The organism is Aeromonas rivipollensis (assembly GCF_037811135.1).
Lineage (GTDB): Bacteria > Pseudomonadota > Gammaproteobacteria > Enterobacterales > Aeromonadaceae > Aeromonas > Aeromonas rivipollensis.
Genome location: NZ_CP149130.1, coordinates 756,171 through 774,206, shown reverse-complemented (window position 1 = coordinate 774,206; position 18,036 = coordinate 756,171). Strand labels below are relative to the sequence as shown.

Annotated in this window: 20 protein-coding genes and 1 pseudogene; 17 read left to right on the top strand and 4 right to left on the bottom strand. The window is 57.0% G+C overall.

The window, feature by feature from the left end; translation table 11 throughout:
• Positions 1-88 precede the first annotated feature (88 nt).
• Positions 89-619 (bottom strand): hypoxanthine phosphoribosyltransferase, encoded by a 531-nt coding sequence (gene hpt / locus WIR04_RS03700; RefSeq protein WP_025328200.1) that lies wholly within the window; start codon positions 617-619, stop codon positions 89-91.
• A 201-nt stretch (positions 620-820) separates the two neighbouring features.
• On the opposite strand from hpt, the gene WIR04_RS03695 reads away from it, so the two are divergent.
• Positions 821-1,435, top strand: coding sequence for a TetR/AcrR family transcriptional regulator (locus WIR04_RS03695; protein WP_338890574.1), 615 nt, complete (start codon positions 821-823; stop codon positions 1,433-1,435).
• 79 nt (positions 1,436-1,514) lie between these two features.
• On the opposite strand, the gene WIR04_RS03690 is transcribed toward WIR04_RS03695, so the two are convergent.
• Together WIR04_RS03690 and mpl are read right to left on the bottom strand one after the other, a co-directional pair.
• Positions 1,515-2,126, bottom strand: a complete 612-nt coding sequence (locus WIR04_RS03690) for a flavin prenyltransferase UbiX (RefSeq protein ID WP_338890572.1) — start codon at positions 2,124-2,126, stop codon at positions 1,515-1,517.
• The gene (mpl, locus tag WIR04_RS03685) at positions 2,123-3,487 is read right to left on the bottom strand and encodes a UDP-N-acetylmuramate:L-alanyl-gamma-D-glutamyl-meso-diaminopimelate ligase (protein ID WP_338890570.1); all 1,365 of its coding nucleotides are present in this window, start codon (positions 3,485-3,487) and stop codon (positions 2,123-2,125) included. The genes WIR04_RS03690 and mpl overlap by 4 nt, the downstream gene beginning before the upstream one ends.
• Before the next feature lie 234 nt (positions 3,488-3,721).
• Here mpl and ppa point away from each other — a divergent pair, with 234 nt between their 5' ends.
• Positions 3,722-4,252, top strand: a complete 531-nt coding sequence (gene ppa, locus WIR04_RS03680) for an inorganic diphosphatase (RefSeq protein ID WP_005329022.1) — start codon at positions 3,722-3,724, stop codon at positions 4,250-4,252.
• A gap of 27 nt (positions 4,253-4,279) precedes the next feature.
• On the opposite strand, the pseudogene WIR04_RS03675 reads toward ppa, so the two are convergent.
• Positions 4,280-4,629 (bottom strand): annotated as a pseudogene (locus WIR04_RS03675) (hypothetical protein).
• Positions 4,630-4,752: 123 nt separating this feature from the next.
• Between WIR04_RS03675 and WIR04_RS03670 the strand changes: the two are divergent.
• The 15 genes from WIR04_RS03670 to WIR04_RS03600 all read left to right on the top strand — a co-directional run bounded on the left by WIR04_RS03670 (position 4,753) and on the right by WIR04_RS03600 (position 17,812).
• Positions 4,753-5,631, top strand: a complete 879-nt coding sequence (locus WIR04_RS03670; RefSeq protein ID WP_307766187.1) for a hypothetical protein — start codon at positions 4,753-4,755, stop codon at positions 5,629-5,631.
• Positions 5,632-5,850: 219 nt separating this feature from the next.
• On the top strand, positions 5,851-6,393 hold the full coding sequence (locus tag WIR04_RS03665; RefSeq protein WP_338890567.1) for a YtfJ family protein: 543 nt from the start codon (positions 5,851-5,853) through the stop codon (positions 6,391-6,393).
• A gap of 43 nt (positions 6,394-6,436) precedes the next feature.
• A complete protein-coding gene (locus tag WIR04_RS03660) occupies positions 6,437-6,727 on the top strand; it encodes a hypothetical protein (protein WP_025328207.1) in 291 nt (96 codons plus the stop codon).
• A gap of 35 nt (positions 6,728-6,762) precedes the next feature.
• Positions 6,763-7,374 (top strand): DUF2796 domain-containing protein, encoded by a 612-nt coding sequence (locus WIR04_RS03655; protein WP_338890564.1) that lies wholly within the window; start codon positions 6,763-6,765, stop codon positions 7,372-7,374.
• Between the two features lie 4 nt (positions 7,375-7,378).
• Positions 7,379-8,068: an ABC transporter ATP-binding protein gene (locus WIR04_RS03650; protein WP_338890562.1), complete on the top strand. Its 690-nt coding sequence runs from the start codon at positions 7,379-7,381 to the stop codon at positions 8,066-8,068.
• A 76-nt stretch (positions 8,069-8,144) separates the two neighbouring features.
• Positions 8,145-9,392: an ABC transporter permease gene (locus tag WIR04_RS03645; protein ID WP_338890560.1), complete on the top strand. Its 1,248-nt coding sequence runs from the start codon at positions 8,145-8,147 to the stop codon at positions 9,390-9,392.
• Between the two features lie 33 nt (positions 9,393-9,425).
• Positions 9,426-9,899, top strand: coding sequence for a DUF3299 domain-containing protein (locus tag WIR04_RS03640; protein ID WP_168235786.1), 474 nt, complete (start codon positions 9,426-9,428; stop codon positions 9,897-9,899).
• Positions 9,900-10,036: 137 nt separating this feature from the next.
• Positions 10,037-10,885, top strand: coding sequence for a TIGR03899 family protein (locus WIR04_RS03635; RefSeq protein WP_289976580.1), 849 nt, complete (start codon positions 10,037-10,039; stop codon positions 10,883-10,885).
• A 238-nt stretch (positions 10,886-11,123) separates the two neighbouring features.
• Positions 11,124-12,752, top strand: a complete 1,629-nt coding sequence (locus tag WIR04_RS03630) for a PAS domain-containing methyl-accepting chemotaxis protein (RefSeq protein ID WP_338890554.1) — start codon at positions 11,124-11,126, stop codon at positions 12,750-12,752.
• Between the two features lie 786 nt (positions 12,753-13,538).
• Positions 13,539-14,303: an ATP-binding protein gene (locus WIR04_RS03625; protein ID WP_338890552.1), complete on the top strand. Its 765-nt coding sequence runs from the start codon at positions 13,539-13,541 to the stop codon at positions 14,301-14,303.
• 136 nt (positions 14,304-14,439) lie between these two features.
• Positions 14,440-14,787 carry a hypothetical protein gene (locus WIR04_RS03620; protein ID WP_338890550.1) on the top strand — a complete coding sequence of 116 codons (348 nt, stop codon included), beginning with the start codon at positions 14,440-14,442 and terminating at the stop codon, positions 14,785-14,787.
• A gap of 145 nt (positions 14,788-14,932) precedes the next feature.
• On the top strand, positions 14,933-15,883 hold the full coding sequence (locus tag WIR04_RS03615) for an alpha/beta hydrolase family protein (protein ID WP_338890548.1): 951 nt from the start codon (positions 14,933-14,935) through the stop codon (positions 15,881-15,883).
• A gap of 149 nt (positions 15,884-16,032) precedes the next feature.
• Complete coding sequence (locus tag WIR04_RS03610) at positions 16,033-16,458, top strand: nuclear transport factor 2 family protein (RefSeq protein ID WP_338890546.1); 426 nt, start codon at positions 16,033-16,035, stop codon at positions 16,456-16,458.
• Between the two features lie 25 nt (positions 16,459-16,483).
• Positions 16,484-17,101: a nucleotidyltransferase domain-containing protein gene (locus WIR04_RS03605; RefSeq protein WP_338890544.1), complete on the top strand. Its 618-nt coding sequence runs from the start codon at positions 16,484-16,486 to the stop codon at positions 17,099-17,101.
• Positions 17,102-17,662: 561 nt separating this feature from the next.
• Complete coding sequence (locus WIR04_RS03600; protein WP_338890542.1) at positions 17,663-17,812, top strand: hypothetical protein; 150 nt, start codon at positions 17,663-17,665, stop codon at positions 17,810-17,812.
• Positions 17,813-18,036: the final 224 nt, after the last annotated feature.

Genomic DNA, 18,036 nt, shown 5'->3' with positions numbered 1-18,036 from the left:
CATCTCGAGACAGAAAAGGCGGCTTTAGCGCCGCCTGAAGACAGTCGATGGCGGGCGGCCAAGCTGCCCTGCCACGTCCGAGCCTTGCTTACTCTTGCGGAACTACCTTGCCGATGAAGGGCAGATTACGGTACTTCTGGGCGTAGTCGATGCCACAGCCCACCACGAACTCATCCGGGATGGCGAAGCCAATCCAGTCCACCGGCACCTGGACCTCACGACGGGACGGCTTGTCCAGCAGGGTGCAGATGGCCAGGGATTTAGGTTCGCGCAGGGAGAGGATCTCGCGCACCTTGTTGAGGGTGTAACCGGTGTCGATGATGTCCTCGACGATCACCACGTCCTTGCCTTTGATGTCATCATCCAGATCTTTGAGGATGCGCACGTCACGGGTGCTGTGCATGCCGGAGCCATAGCTGGAGGCAGTCATAAAATCCAGGGTGATGGGCAGCTGGCACTGACGGCAGAGATCGGCCAGGAAGACGCAGGAGCCGCGCAAGAGGCCAATCATCACGACTTCATCGGAGCCCTGGTAACGGGCGGTGATCTCTTCACCCAGTTTGGCGATCCGGGCGGCGACGTCAGCCTCGGAGATCATCACCTCGACGTTGTGTTTCATCACTTACTCCAATAATGGCCAAAGGGTTATTGGCCGTTCATTAACATCAAAACCGATGATTCTACCACTCCAACCGGAAGGCGTCAGGCATACGTGATGCTTTTATCGGCTTATTTTAATTGATAGAGTTAGCAAGCCTTCGGGCATTATCGGTGACAATACTATAAACACCATAATCAATAACTATTAGATGAAAAAACTATGGAACCACGCGCAGAAATAAGACGTCGGACCCGGCTGTCGCCGGAGGCTCGTCGTGATCAATTGATGGAATGTGCCATCGAGGTATTTTCCCGTCGCGGCATCGGCCGTGCGGGACATGCCGAGATTGCCGAGCAGGCCAAAGTCTCGGTTGCCACAGTGTTCAACTATTTCAACACCCGTGAAGATCTGGTCGATGAAGTGCTGGCCGAAATTGAAGGCTTTGTGCAGCAGATCCTCGAGCAGGCTTACAACGGCCAGGGCTCGGTCAGGGACAGCATCCACCGCCATGTGAAGCTGTTCGTTGACGCCGCCTATGACAAACCGGACCACGCCAGCATCTGGCTGGAATGGAGCTCATCGGTACGGGAAGAGGTCTGGCCCCGTTACACCCGTCTGCTGGACAAGGCGCTGGAGCGCATCGCCCCCCACCTGCAAGCGGCCATGGACAGCGGCGAGATCAAGAGCGTGCTGTCGGCGCAGGATCTGGCCCGCTCCCTGACCGGGTTCGGCTACGTCATGATGCAGATGATCAATCAGCCACAGCGCCCGAGCCGGGAAGAAGTGACCGATTTTCTGTTCAAGTACGTGACGGCCCCCCTTCAGGTGGTCTGATCCTACCTGCCAATAAAAAGCGGCGCCGGACTGTTCAGGTCGGCGCCGCTTTTGTTTGTCTCTCTTTCGTCTCGCTGACTCAGGACTTGGCATAGCCCCAGCGACTGGTCAGCGCATGCTCGACCCCCAGATGATCGAGGATGCGGGCGACCATGAAGTCCACCAGATCCTCGATGCTTTTCGGCTCATGATAGAACCCCGGCGCGGCGGGCATGATGGTCACCCCGAGTCGCGCCAGTTTCAGCATGTTTTCCAGATGGATCGCCGAGAAGGGGCTCTCGCGGGGCACCAGAATGAGCTGGCCGCGTTCCTTGATCACCACGTCCGCCGCCCGCTCCAGCAGGTTGTCGGAGGTGCCGTTGGCAATGGCCGAGACGGTACCCATGGAGCAGGGGCAGACCACCATCTGCCTGGGCGCCGCCGAACCGGAGGCCACCGGCGAGAACCACTCCTCCTTGCCGCAGGCGACTATCTGTCCCTCCCTGGCGCCATATTGGCGACAGAGATAGGCAGAGAGCTCTTTCGGCGAGCCGGGCCACTCCTGCTGCTGCTCGGTCTTGAGCACCACCCGGGCGGCCGAAGAGGCGAGCAGATAAACCCGATAGTCCGCCTGCACCAGACACTGGAGCAGGCGCAGGGCATAGGGGGCGCCTGAGGCGCCGGTCAGCGCCAGGGTGATCTGCTTGTTCATGATGTGCCTTGCTTGAGGCGGGCTATCAGCTTGTCGTGAATGCCACCGAAGCCGCCGTTGCTCATGATCAGAATATGATCCCCCGCACGGCTCTCGGCCACCAGCCGGTTGATCAGGGTCTCCAGATCGTCAAACACCTTCGCCGGACGGCTCATGTGGGCGGTCACCTCGCCAAGGTCCCAGCCGATGTTCGCCGGCTGGAAGAAGAACACCTCGTCGGCGCCGTCGAAGCAGCCGGCCAGCTCCTCCTTGTGCACCCCCAGCTTCATGGTGTTGGAGCGGGGCTCCAGCACCGCCAGAATGCGGGCCTTACCCACCTTGGCACGCAGGCCGCCCAGAGTGGTCTCGATGGCGGTGGGGTGGTGGGCGAAGTCGTCATAGACGCTGATGCCCGCCACCTCGCCCTTGAGCTCCATCCGCCGCTTGGGGGACTTGAACTGGCAGAGGGCTTTGATCCCGTGTTCCACCATGACACCGGCATGGCGGGCGGCGGCGATGGCCATCAGGCCGTTGTTGACGTTGTGCTCGCCTATGCACTCCCAGTGCACCTCGCCCTGCTTGACGCCATCCAGCCACACCTCGAAGACGGAGCCGTCATCGGCCAGCTTGACCGCCTTCCACTTGGCGTCGTCCTGGCCCACCAGCTCCACTTCGCTCCAGCAGCCCATCTTGCGTACCGCGGTGAGGTTGTCGTCGGCCTGGGGGAAGAGCACCCGGCCGTTGCTCGGCACTGTGCGCATCAGGTGATGGAACTGGCGCTGGATGGCGGCGAGATCCGGGAAGATGTCCGCGTGGTCGAACTCCAGGTTGTTCATCACCAGGGTGCGCGGATGGTAGTGGACGAACTTGGAGCGCTTGTCGAAGAAGGCGCAGTCATACTCGTCCGCCTCGATGACGAAGAAGGGGGCTGAGCCCAGTCGCGCGGAGACCGGGAAGTTGCCCGGCACGCCACCGATGAGGAAGCCGGGCTCGAGCTTGGCGTATTCCAGCACCCAGGCCAGCATGCTGGCGGTAGTGGTCTTGCCATGGGTGCCCGCCACGGCCAGCACCCAGCGATCCTGCAGTACGTGTTCCAGCAGCCACTGAGGGCCGGAGATGTAGGGCAGATTGCGATCCAGCACATACTCCACGCAAGGGTTGCCACGGCTCATGGCGTTGCCGATCACCACCAGATCCGGCGCCGGATCGAGCTGGGAGGGGTCATAACCCTCGGTCAACTCTATGCCTTGCTGCTCGAGCTGGGTGCTCATGGGGGGATAGACGTTGGCATCCGAGCCGGTGACTCGATAGCCCAGCTGTTTCGCCAACACCGCCAGACCACCCATGAAGGTGCCGCAGATCCCGAGAATGTGAATGTGCATACCGCTGCCTTTTCCAGTAAAGGGAGTGCGCATTCTAGGGTCTCTTGACCCGGTGGCACAAGCCGCGACCATGGCCAGAGCGCAGCCAGGCCCGGCAAGGCGACAGAAATCGGACGACCTCAGGCGACGCGGCATCCGCCAGCGCGCTCCCCTGCCCGCGAAATATGGTCATTTCACGGGACATCGCTATAATGTCGGCCTGCAAACTTGACTCCAACACTCAAAGGAAACGTCATGAGCCTGAACCTGGTACCGGCTGGCAAGAGCCTGCCTGACGACATCTACGTCATCATCGAAATCCCGCAGAATGCCGACCCGATCAAATACGAAGTCGACAAGGACAGCGGTGCCATCTTCGTTGATCGCTTCATGTCCACCCCTATGTTCTACCCGTGCAACTACGGTTACGTGAACGCCACCCTGTCCCTGGACGGGGATCCCGTCGACGTGCTGGTGCCGACTCCCTACCCGCTGCTGGCCGGCTCCGTCATTCGCTGCCGTCCGGTCGGCGTGCTGAAGATGACCGACGAATCTGGCGAAGATGCCAAGATCGTGGCCGTGCCGCACTCCAAGCTGACCAAGCAGTACGATCACATCCAGGATGTGAACGACCTGCCCGAGCTGCTGAAAGCCCAGATCCAGCACTTCTTCGAGCGCTACAAAGAGCTGGAAGCGGGCAAGTGGGTCAAGGTGGAAGGCTGGGGCGACAAGGCAGCTGCCGAAGCCGAAATCCTGACTTCTGCCGAGCGTTACGCTGCCAAGTAAGCGTCTCTCTCGCATAAAAAAGGCGCCTTATGGCGCCTTTTTTATTGGCCGCTGCGGGGACTGTCCAGGGGGTCCCCCTGGATATAGAGGTCGCGCCCGTTCTGTCGATAGGGGCGGTAATAGTTGTCACCACAGCGATATTCCTGCCCGGCGCCCCCCACCAGATCGCAGTTGACCGGCAGCACCTCCAGCCACTTGACGGCCTGCTGGAACCGCAACCACTCCTGCCATTCATGTTCCCGCGCCAGCTGATCCCGCAGGGCGAAGGTATCTGCCGTGGACATGCCCTGATTGACGATCACCTGGCCCGCCAGTGCCGGCAACGAGAGCAATATCAGCAAAAACATTGAAACAGGCTTCATGGCTATTTCCCACATGACTTATTTCCCTGATTAAATTTAAAGCTGGATCAGATAATTACCAATATCGTCATCACTAGACCAATCCAGATTCCGTCGGCTCACCTAGTTGTTTAGTATCACCCAAGCAGGATGCACACCATGAAACTGGCACAAGGCCTGATGTGGAGTCTACTCTTCGGCTCCGCGGCTATGGCCAACGAGGTCAACCTGAGCTGGCAGTGGCAATCAGCCGACGGTCAACGCAAGCACCTGCAACTGAGCACGGACGAGCGGGTCCTCTTGGCCAGCCGCCACGAGATGACGCTGCTCGATGCCTCCCTCAACTACCCGCTGGAGACCCTCTACTCCTACATCAGCCCCAGGCTCTACAACAGCATCAACCAGATCAACCAGAACAGCCCGGAGACGGCGACCAAGTTCCGCAATCTGGAGCAGGCCTTCACCCTGCATGACAACAGCCTCGAATCCACCCAGTTCTGGCAGGCCTATGAGCAGTATCAGGAAGATGCCTTCTACGAGATGCGGGTGCTGCCCTGCGTACACCCGGCCAATCGCCAGCTCCCCTGCGTGAGGCCCAACTACTCCCAGCTGTTCTACCAGTTCAAGGGAGATCTCAAGCCCCTGGCGAGGCAGTTCTCGGCCAAGGATCTGGCCACCAGCGTCAACCTGTTGCAGGAGTGGTTAAGTGGCATCCCCACCCCGCCCGAACAGATGGATCACTTTGCCCCTCCCCTGCAGGCCCTGCAGGACAACAAGGCCGACAGTGACGAGAAGGCGCTGCTGATGGCCAGTCTGCTGGCCGAGCTGGCGCCGCAATACAACCTCAGCATCATCTATCCGGGCATCAGCATCGGCAGCGTCTCGCCGGCCTGGCTCGCCATCACCGCCGACAGCGGGCTGGAAGGGGATACCCTGGTGATAGACAACCAGCGCCACGTGCTGCTGACCGGCTCCCCCCTGCTGGCCCAGCAGATGACCATGGCCCAGATCCCCCTGATCAGTGAGCCACTCTATTGAGTCCAGCTCCCAAAACATAGGCAAGCGGTTGATTTTTATCGACTCCATGCCATCCTTGCCGCCGTTATTTGCAGATTCAAGGGCAGATTGATTCTGCGACCGGGTCAACCCTCGCTTTTATTTAACACTTTTTAAACAGATCCGATCAGTTTAGGATGTGGGTTGTCCCATTCCCTCGATCCCAAAATCGTTATAACATAACAAAGGAGTGTCATACGGATGAAACATCTCGTACTTACCCTGGCGCTGCTGCCAACCCTGGTTCTGGCCCACAACATCAAGGAGTCGGCCCAGGTACCGCTGGTCAACATCGGCGACAAGGGCGAACTGGTGCTGAAGGAGAAAGAGATCAGCTATCAGCCCTGGCAAAGCAAGGTACTGACCGGCAAGGTCTTTCTGATCCAGCATATCGCGGGTCGCTCCAGCGCCAAGGAGCTCAACGCCCCCATGATAGAGGCGATCAAGGCGGCCAAGCTGCCCCATGACAAGTACCAGACAGTCACCATCATCAACAGCAATGACGCCATCTGGGGCACCTCCGGCTTTGTGAAGAGCAGCGCCGAAGACAGCAAGAAAGAGTTCCCCTGGTCCGCCATGGTGCTGGATGCCAAGGGCATGGCCCGCAACGCCTGGGATCTGGCGCCGGAGAGTTCGGCCATCATAGTGCTGGATAAAGAGGGCAAGGTGCTGTTTGCCAAAGATGGCCAGCTCGATGCCACCGAGATAACCAAGGTGATGGGACTCATAAAGTCCCATCTCTGAATCAGAGAGAAGGGCGCTGATGGCGCCCTTTCCATAAGGGTCTATGGGTCGTTCCACGTTGACAATCTGGGTGTTGCTGCTGGGCTGGTTGTGGATGCAACCGGCGCTGGCACAGCACCCGCTTGAAGCCGACCTGCCCGACCATAGCCATGCCTGCACCCTCTGCGCCCTGCATCTGGATGGCAAGCTGGCACTGACCCCGACCCCCATCGTCCCCACCCCGTCCTCTGCCATAGCGCTGTTTATCGGCGCCACCCTGCCGAATGTCACTCCCACCACTGCTGGCCAGTGCCGCATTCGTGCACCACCACCGCTTCATCGCTTATCCGGCTAAATCCATTTTTCAATAAATTTTTCAAAGGATTAACGATGAAAGCAGTCACCCTGTTACTGGCGGCCGCCGCATTCGGCGCCCAGGCAAACCACGACGAACACGACAGCCACGGCCATGGCGCCCACGAGCACGGCCACGGCCACCTCAATCTGGTGGTCGATGGCAACCAGCTGATGATCGAGCTGCAGGCACCCGCCGCCGATCTGGTGGGTTTCGAGCACGCCGCCAAGAGCGATGAAGAGAAGGCGCAATACGCCAAGGCGGTCTCCCGCCTCCAGCAGCCGGACGCCCTGTTCCGCCTGGACCCGGCCGCCGGCTGCAAGCTGACCCAGCAGGAGCTGCAGGCCGCCAAAGAGGATCACGAGCATGACCATGACCATGGCCATGACCATGACCATGACCATGACAAGGCTGCCAGCGACGAACATGAACACCATCATGACGAAGCGGGTCACGCTGACACCGGCCACGCCGATCTCGGAGCCATGTATACCTACACCTGCGCCACTCCGGCCAAGCTCAATGGCCTTGAAGCGACCCTGTTCAGCCTCTATCCGAGCCTGGAGAAGCTGAGCGTGCAGGGGATACTGCCCACCGGCCAGACCGCAGCCGAGCTGACCCCGTCCGCAAACAAACTGAGCTGGTAACGCCATGAAAAACGCCGTGGTTGAGATCCGCGATCTGGCCTTTGCCTGGCCAGGTGGCGAGGCTGTACTCGATCTGCCCGCCCTGCGCATCAGCGAAGGTGAACGGGTGTTTATCAAGGGACCGTCGGGCTCCGGCAAGTCGACCCTGCTCGGCCTGCTGGCCGGGATCCAGACCGCCAACCACGGCACCCTGGAGGTGCTGGGCCAGCCATTGGCCCGGCTCTCCGGCCGTGCCCGTGACCACTTCCGGGCGGCCAATCTGGGGTACATCTTCCAGCAGTTCAACCTGCTGCCCTTTTTATCCGTGCTGGACAACGTCACCGCCGCCCTCACCTTCTCCCCCGAGAAGCGCGCCCGCTTGCAGGGGAGCCCGGAACAGGAGGCGCGCCGCCTGCTAGGGGAGCTGCAACTGCCAGACGAGGCGCTGCATCGTCCCGTTCATGCCCTCAGCATCGGCCAGCAGCAGCGGGTCGCCGCCGCCCGGGCACTGATCGGCTCGCCGCCCCTGGTGATCGCCGACGAGCCCACCTCGGCCCTGGATACCGACAACAGGGCCGCCTTTATCAAGCTCCTGTTCGAGGAGTGCGACAAGCAGGGCTCGACCCTTGTCTTCGTGAGCCACGACCCCTATCTGGAGCCCCTCTTCCCCCGGGTCGAAAACCTGCAACAGCTCAACCGGAGGGCATCATGCTGAGCACCGTTCAACACTGCGTCTCCCTGATGAATGCCATGCGTACCCACGCGGTACGACAACAAAACCGGAGGGCATCATGCTGAAACTTGCCCTGCAAAGTCTCTGGGCCCGACGCCTCACCGCCGGGCTTACCCTGCTGGCCGTAGCCATCAGCGTTACCCTGCTGCTCGGGGTGGAACGGGTGCGCACCCAGGCCCGCGAAAGCTTCTCCAACACAGTCTCGGGTACCGATCTCATCGTCGGCGCCCGCTCCGGTCAGGTGAACCTGCTGCTCTACTCGGTGTTTCGCATCGGCAACCCCACCAACAACGTGGGCTGGGACTCCTATCAGGCCATCAAGACAAAGCCAGGCGTCGCCTGGACCATCCCCCTCTCCCTCGGTGACTCCCACAAGGGGTTCAGGGTGCTCGGCACCAACGGCGACTACTTCACCCATCTGAAGTACGGCCAGCAGCAGTCGTTGCAACTGCGCGAAGGACGGCCGTTCGAGACGCCGTTCGAGGCGGTGCTCGGCGCCCAGGTGGCACAGAAACTCGGCTACAAGCTGGATCAAGCCATCGTCATCGCCCACGGCGCCGGCAACACCTCTTTCAGCCAGCACGACAACCTGCCGTTCAAGGTGGTGGGGATACTGGCACCGACCGGCACTCCTATCGATCGCACCATACATGTGCCGCTGGCGGGGATAGAGGCGATACACCTCGGCTGGGACAGCGGCCGCCACAGCAAGAATGTGACCCCGGAGCAGGCGCTGGCACTGGATCTCACCCCGAAAACCATCACCGCCTTTATGGTGGGCTTAAGTAACCGGATTCTGGCGTTCCAGTTGCAGCGCAGCATCAATACCTACCCCAGGGAGCCGCTGATGGCCATACTGCCCGGGGCCGCCCTGCAGGAGCTCTGGAGCCTGATGAGCGTGGCGGAGACGGCACTGTCGGTGATCGCCGGTTTCGTGGTGGTGGCGGGTCTTATCGGCATGCTGACTACCCTGCTGGCGGGGCTCAACGAGCGGCGCCGCGAGCTCGCCATATTGAGATCCCTGGGTGCGGGTCCCTCCCACCTCTTCCTGCTGCTGGCGCTGGAAGCGATGGCGCTGACCACCCTCGGCATCGCCCTCGGGGTGGCCCTGCTCTATCTCGGCCAGGGGCTTGCCACCCCCTGGCTGCTCAGCCACTATGGCCTGCAACTGAGCCTGGGGCTGCCGAGCGCCTACGAGTGGCAACTGCTGGGGCTGGTGTGGCTGGCGGGCATGGTGATAGGCCTGCTCCCCGCCGCCCGCGCCTACCGCTACAGCCTGAGCGATGGCATGAGCATCCGCGTCTAACGCCTTGGCCCCTGACAAAACAGAGAAGGACAGATGATGAAGTGGAAAATAGTGGCGCTGCTGGCCAGCCTGCTGGTGCTGCCTGCCATGGCCGCCGATTACAAGACCATCGACTGGGATGTGCTGATCCCGGAGGGGGAAAAGCTGCTGCCACCGCCCCAGGTCAATCACGAAGACCCCATGTCGGTGCCGCAGCCGGTGGGGGGCGTCAACAAGAAGCTGGACAATCAGGAGGTGCGGATCCCGGGCTTCGTGGTGCCGCTGGAGGGGGATGCCAAGACCATCACCGCCTTCCTGCTGGTGCCCTACTTCGGCGCCTGCATCCATGTGCCGCCCCCCCCCACCAACCAGGTGATCTATGTGAGCTACCCCAAGGGAGCACCTGTGGATGATCTCTGGGACGCCATCTGGGTCAAGGGCAAGATGCACACCCTCAGCTCCAGCCACGAGATGGCCACCGCCTCCTACTCCATGGAGGCGGTCGAGGTCAGCGTCTACGAAGAGTAAGCCATACCGATGGCCTCCTGCGGGAGGCCATTTTTTTATCCTGTGACAGCCCGCTGACGTCGTCCCCGCCTGAGGGATTGTTCATGGGCCAGGTTGGAGTAACATTCAACACCAGACCCTGCGATCACGGAGCCAGCATGGCTGACCTGCCCCCCAAGAAAGAGAGTGCCATCCTGAGCAGCCAGGAGCAGACCCTGCGCCTGGCCCGCAGTCGCGGCATAGACGGCATGCTGACCCGCAACAGCGACAGCACCTTCGAACAGCGCGCCACCTTCCGCCATCTGGCGGATCAGGCCGCCCGCCAGCGCAATCTGGAAGCCATCATGGTGATGGCCGCCCGCCACTGCGAAGAGACGGCGGCCGGCGGCGAGATGGACAGCGACTGGCTGACCCGCTTCCTGCAACTGGCCGAAGACATCAGCATGGTGCCCATGCAGCAGCTGTGGGGACGGATCTTCGCCCTGGAGGTGGCGACCCCGGGCCGCTTCTCCATCCGGGCCCTCAACACCCTCAAGGAGATGACCCAGCGCGAAGCCCAGCTGTTCCAGCGCATCTGCGCCCTCTCCTGTCACTACGAGGGCAGCGACGAGCAGCGCCTGCTGCTGGGCATGCACAAGGGGGCCGGCCTCCTCAGCCGCGCCAAGGTCACCCGCATGGGGCTTGGCAAATACCGGGTCCCCTACAGCGCCCTGCTGCTGCTGTGCGATCTCGGCCTGCTGCACCGCGGCGAGCTGGAATCAGGTCCCCTGCCTGCGGACGGGGTCGAGCTGGCCTTCGGCAATCAGCGCTGGCGCCTGCGCCAGCGCCAGAGCAACCTCACCCTGCTCTATTACCGCCTCACCCCCATCGGCAACGAGCTTGCCCTGCTGCTGGAAGAGCCCCCCCTGGAGGAGTACCTGCAGGACTTGAAGACACTGCTCTCCACCAACCTGCAGATAGAGACCCTGATGCTGGCCCCGGCCGGCGAGCCTGATCTCCCCAGCTGATCCCGGCGGCGCCCCCGGCCCCGCCTTGCCAAATTGCGAAACCCGTCACGCCGTTGCCAAAACGGCTCCCAAAAAGCGAATCGATTCAGCAGGCGGAGACACCGGGCCGGGCCGTTTTCGTCAATCTCCGGATTTTGAGCAAACAAGATTCATTTTGAACGCAATTTAAGTGCCCTCTGACACTCTGGTGCACGGCTTGCAATGGGACTCATCATCCCCTCCACAGCCGGACGCTACCATGAGAGTCAATCAACCCGTTACCCAGCGTGAGCGCCTCTACCCGGTGCATCAGAACCTGATCTCCACCACGGATCTGGAGAGTCGCATCACCTATGCCAACGACGAGTTCTGCCAGATCGCCGGCTTCACCCTGGAGGAGCTGCAGGGATCGCCGCACAACCTGGTCCGCCACCCCGACATGCCGCCCCAGGCCTTCGCCGACATGTGGGCCCACCTGCGCCAGAAGAAGAGCTGGATGGGCCCGGTCAAGAACCGCTGCAAGAACGGGGATCACTACTGGGTCAACGCCTTCGTCACCCCCATCCAGGACGCGAGCGGCAAGGTGGTGGAGTACCAGTCGGTGCGCACTGCGCCGGACGACACTGTCAAGCAGCGGGCGGAGCGGGTCTATGAGGAGATGCGCAGCGGCAAGACACCGCTGGCCCTGCGCCTGCCTCCCTGCTCCCACACCCTGGGGATCCTCCTCTGCATGCTGCCTTGCCTGGCAGCCCTGGTTGCACTCGGCTATCAGCAGGGCCCTGGCTGGCCCCTTCTGCTCGGCGCCCTGTCCCTGATGCTGGCGCTCGTCATCAACCAGGCCCTCTCCCGTCGTCTCGCGAGACTGGAAACCCTGGCCCGCAGCCGCTTCGACAACCCGCTGATGCAGCTGCTCTACACAGGCCGGGTCGATCGCCTCGCCGCCGTCGAGCTCGCCATGCAGATGAACCAGGCGGAGTTCAATGCGGTGCTGGCCCGTACCCAGCAGACCTGCCAGCAGATCCTGACATCCGCCCAGACGGATCTGCACAACGCCGAGACCATCACCGACAACCTGCAGCAGCAACAGGCCCAGACCAACCAGGTGGCGACTGCCATCACCCAGATGGCGGAATCCATCCGCGAGGTCTCCCACAGCTCGACCGCCGCCTCCGATCGGCTGGACGAGACCGCCGGCCTGTTCAGGGAGGGCAACCTCCGCGTGCAGGAGACCATCGAAGAGGTGGAAGGGATGCACGGCGAGCTGATGACCTCCAAGGGGGTGATCAACACCCTCGCCACCCAGTGCCGGGCCATCGACGGCATACTGGACGTCATCAACAACATCGCCAACCAGACCAACCTGCTGGCCCTCAACGCCGCCATCGAGGCGGCCCGTGCTGGCGAGGCGGGCCGCGGCTTCTCGGTGGTGGCGGACGAGATCCGCACCCTGGCCATCAAGACCCAATCCTCCACCGGCGAGATCCAGAAGATGATCAGCCTGCTGCAGGCCAGTGCCGGGGATGCAGAGCAGGCCATGGCGCAGGGGGAGCGGCTCTCCGCCAGCTGCCGCCTCAAGGCCGCTGCCACCGGCGACGTGCTGCAACAGATCAGCGATCGCCTGCTGCAGGTGGCCGCCGGCAGCAACCAGATAGCCCAGGCGGTGCAGGAGCAATCCCAGGTCACCGCCGACATAGACCGCAGCGTGCTCAGCATCAAGACCCTGGCCGACGACTCCAGCCTGGGCAGCCGCCACGCAGTGCAGGGCATAGTCCAGCTGGTGCGCCAACTCGGCGAGCTGGAGAGGCTGGTACGCCAGTTCCAGCAGCATCCCGCCACCCATACCGTCAATACGTCCTTGCCTGACGGCCAACCCCTGCTGGCCCGTTGAGCCTTCACGGAACAAACCAGACCTCAAGACCGTGCGCTAACACAAAAAACATGGGCCCCTGTCGTCACCGGCAGCGGGCCCAATTATCTCTGGTGGGAATACGAGTCTGACCGGGTTGCACATTTGAGTCGGCGGCCAGACAAGCAGGTGTATCGTCCCCCCAACCACCTGCTCTCCCTTGCCACGCCGACCATCTCGGCTACGCCGCATGACCCTCAGCAAGGCAATGACCTCGTTCACTCCCCCATTCATACGCCGTGAATCGTGAACCGGGCGTTGGGCGTTGAGCGTTGAGCGTTGAGCGTTGAGCGTTGAGCGTTGAGCGTTGAGCGTTGAGCGTTGAGCGTTGAGCGTGAAAGAGTAGGGCCTTGAGATCCCTCTTATCCAGCATCCCTCCCGACCACAACTCCATACCCACTCAATTTATTGATCTTGCCCGAGAAACCACCAATTCCCCCTTTCCTAGCAGGCTCCGTTCGGTAACATGACCATCAGATCCCCTCTTGTCGGAGTCCGTCATGAACCAGACCAGAGCCACAGGGAAAGCGCAGCAAGCTGGAAGCTGAAATTCAGGGGCGGTAGCTTTGCCGGTGCTTTTCTCGGTCCACTCCCTTACTGTTTCTATATTCGGTGGTAATGGTTGCGCTAAAGAGAGGAAGTCCAGCGAACACGTTCAGCTTCAAAGGCTGGCATGTACCTCATTGGTTTAAATATAATTCTTATTGCCTGTATCAGGCGGTGTGGAGTTAGATGTGTTACCAAATCTCGGAATAATAGGAAGCAATTTTGATCATTAATAAGAACTGGGATCTAGACGTTGCATTTGAAGTAATCAACGACAGATATTATCCCGGCGGTTTGCAAAGTGGTCCTCAACGCAATCGACAAATTGAGACTTGGGGACAATTAGTTGGTAAAACTAAAGCACTTGAGCAACTAGATATGTTGATTGAGAGTTGTGGCTCTGTAAACAAGATGTCTCAGTCTGTCCGTATGAGCTCAGGGAGCATAAAAAAACTTAGAGCGTTTTTTGAATCTCTCCCTGATGAACTGGAAACGGTTGAAGATAATTCCCAGCACAAATTTATTGAGGGCGAGGTGTGTTCTCTGGAAGAGGATTTGACCCATGAATTTAAGGAAGTTAAAGGAAATAACCCTGTAAAGTCTATTCAGAATTTAGTTGATGAATATGTGGTTGCATTTCTTAACGGTTCGGGTGGTAGTATTTTCTGGGGCATCTGCGATGATGGTAAAGTAAAGAGTTTACATCTATCTACCGCGCAAAAGGACGAAATAAACAAAGTTGTTAACGCTAAGATTGGTACGATTGAGCCAGCTATAGACCCAACCAAGATCAGTGTTAAATTTCACTCTGTAATTAATGCAGATAACGGATATGTTTTAGAGGTGAATGTGCCTAAATCCAACACCATTGGTTTGTTTTTCAACTCTTCTGGTGACACTTGGGTTCGAGTTAATGGGTGTAAACAAAAATTAAAAGGCTTAGCACTTCAAGACTATATTCTAGAGCGTATGCAAAAAAACAATTAACAAATTGTTTAAGAGGGACTGTCAACGCGTAACGTTTCCAACCCCATTAACCACAATGGTATCTTTTTTGCCGCTGAATTCAGCGGTCGTATATTATCAGCCCCTTGGTGGGCGTTACAAATCACAAGGACGTGTCATGAAACAATCATCTATTGGAGCCATGTTTTTACTTAGCTCAAGTGCGTTAGCCAACCCATATAAAAGTGAATTTGTTGATGTGGCATTTCAAATACAAGAAGGAAAGAATACATTTCAACTGGTCTGTCAACCCAAACTCACCATGGGGGAACTGCCCAAAAACTGGGTTGATGCTTGCAATGATATTGGCAAGAAATTTTTGGAGTTAGCTGTCGAAAGCGGAATTAAAGTAGAGCCCGTTGACAACGCGTTTGGTTTAGCTGGTGAACTTGCTCAACAAATGTCGAGTGACTTACCAGAGAATGTTGTCCCCACACAAATTATTAGCCGTGAATTTGGTGGTTAATCGCTGATAACAAGGCGCGAGTACCAATAAAAGCCGGGCTGGGGCGGTTTTCACTACACTTCCTCAGCCCTTTTTCCATTCAAGAGGAATGAAGGTTTCAGCACCGATTAACGTACGGCCTCTATCATGACTATCAGGGAATAAGATGCAAGTCCGCACAATATCTTTACTCTTGCTCATTTTTTCCTGCTCGGTAAGCGCAACAGAGATCATGACTCGCACAGTTAGCAGGGATGATGGTTCGCCTATCTCCTATTATCTTGTCCAACATGCCCATGACACAGATACACTGCTGTTGATCCTGCAAGGCTCTGATTGCAATAGTGTGTTGAAAATAGAGTCCATACTCACCGAGTATAAAAATGTCTGGCCAGAATCTGATGTTTTGCTAATCGAAAAGTACGGCATCAATCGCAAATTAAAATACAGTAAAGATGCCGAACACAAGGATTGCCCTGCCCAGTACCTTGAAAAGGACAATCCTGCGCAGCGGGTCGCGGATATCAAAACTGTGCTCGATATCGTTCGAAAAGACGGGCAATACAAAAAGCTCATCCTATTGGGCGGCAGTGAAGGTGCCGTTATCGCCAACCTGGTGACCGCAGATGTTGACTATATCGATGCCACCATCGCCTTTAATGGCGGTGGCCGCTGGTTTATCGATGACGTTTCACACAGCATCGCGGTAAAGCATAAAAACCACGCAGCGGCGAGAAAAGAGATCGACGGTTTTAAAGAGTTTGCCGAGCATGTTCTTAACAGCAAACCATTAGAGCTTGAGGTGAGCGGACATGGTTATCATTGGTGGCAGCAGATGCTCTCCATCGATCAGCTTGATACCCTGCAAAACGTAAAATCTCCTTTGCTGATCGTTCAGGGAGGGAGAGACACTTCTGTATCACCTCAAAAAACAGATGAATTGATGCAGCATCTTAAAAATCTCGGGAAGAACAATATCGAGTATCGGCGTTATGAAACGCTTGACCATGGATTGAAGAACAGTGACGGGAAAAGTCAGCGCAAAGAGGTCGTCAGCGACATGAATACATGGTTGCAGTCCAAGTTAGGCGATCCGAAGAAGCACAAGATTAACTGATTCAGACTTGCTGGCGAGGCATCTATTTAACGCTTTTTTATAACGACAGTCAGGGTGAAATGGATTTATAAAGGCGATGGCACCAGCGAGTTAGCCCCCGCCGTCCAATCACGGTTATGCGAACAACTAATAGAGACATAGGAATGGTGATGGAACAAGAAAGTCTAGTTGAGATAGCGACTGAATATTTCAAGAAAATAGATGCAGGTGATCCCAGTTATCTTGACCTCTTCTCAGAGAATGTTGATTTTTTCTTCCCCAAATTTGGTCAGGCTAAAGGAAAGGATGCATTGGTTGAGTTTGGCAATAGAATTGGTAGTTCGCTCACCAGCATCTGGCATGACATAGATGGCTTTAAGATAATGACTGCTGGCAACACCGTGATTGTTGAGGGACAAGAGGGGGGAGTAATGAGTGATGGTACCTCTTGGCCGGACAATAAGATCTCCATGGGCCGTTTTTGTAGTGTGTTTGAATTTACAGGCAAGCTGATAAGCCGCATGTACGTGTATGTCGACCCGGACTTTCCGAGTAGAGATGCGGCAAGGATTGCTGTGTTGTCAGGGACAAATTGACAGGTGTTATATACCCGGAGTAGAAATGGAAAAGATTCTAGATTTGGCCATGGAAGATCTCAAAGGAAAATACGCACCTCATACAATCATTCTTTATGGTTCTTATGCCCGCAATGAGGAAACCGACACTAGTGATATCGACATAGCCTGTTTTTGCGATAATCCGAACGAACAAAGGGATGCAAGGTTATTTCATGGCATTTATCTTGATGTATGGGTTTACCCAACCGATTATCTAAGCTCAATTCCCGAAGAGGCCCTTCGCTTCGGGGACGGAAAAGTCATTTATGATACGCAAGGTTTAGGAAGCAGCTACCTGGCTCGCGTTAAGCAGAAGCTCGCAGATGGCAAACCGGCGACATCGGAGGTGGATAGGGCACACCTTCAACAGTGGGTGATGAAAATGTTGGAGCGTGCGCATGATAAAGACATAGATAGCCATTATCGTCGTACCTGGCTTCAACATGACCTTCTAGAGATATATTTTGATATTCGCGACTTGTGGTATCTAGGCTCAAAGAATAGCTTTCATTATTTACAGCAGCATGACCAACCTACTTTCAATCTATTCGAGAAAATGTATAAAGAGCCATTCAATATTGATCTGTTGGCAGCCTTGGCCAAGCAGGTTGCACGTATATAACAATGTCTGAGAGCAATACATAGCGCGTAAGATTTTCACTATGAGTTTTTTAAACTCGATTACCGCCGGCTGGTGAACCAGTTTAAGAAAGCACCTTCTGCCTCACCATAAAGTACCGCTTGCAAACGCCGTACCGGTAAGCCAAGTCAGATAACCACCGCACACAAACAACCTCCTCAGAAAAACCTATGGGCCAGCAGGCCCATAGGTTTTTTTAATGCTCCCCAACAAGATGGCGAGACTGTCGTTTCACAGTTCAATTTCCCTCTGCACTGATGGCAGCCGCAGTAGCACGGCCATATCGCCGCCCATTACTGATTAATTTGTTGATCTTGCTCAGGAAACGGCCCGCTTGCACTTTTCACCCCAGCCCCGTTCGGTAACATAGCTGCTTGGCAACCTCTCGCAGGAGTCAGCCATGAGCCAAGCCAGTGCTACTCGCAGGTAAAAAGCAGCAGACTGGAGGCTGAAATTCAGGGACGGTAGCGTGGTTTTTTTTCAGGTTGGAGCAGAGCGTAGCGCAGCCCAACATACGAGTTCTTCAGCGTTAAAGGGGAAAATATGGATGTCATTAAGGCTTTAGAAATCATCTCAGCATTGTCAGAGGGAGTTAATCCTGAAACCGGTGAAGAGTTATCTGAAGAGAGCTGTTTCAACCAGCCGAAAGTCATTCGTGCTTTATTTATTGCAAGACAGAGCCTCGAAGCATAAATTAATTCTGAAAAGCGCAAATCTGATTTACCAGAAAATGCTGGTAAGCCGTGGAAGCCAGACGAAGATGAGCTATTAGCAAATAGCTTTGATTCAGGCTTAGGCATTGATGAATTATCTAGAATCCATAAAAGAACAAAAGGTTCCATTGCATCTAGGTTAGTTCGTTTAGGTAAAATAAACGAGCGTTCCGATATTTATACTCGGTAGCCTCGCTCTTGTAG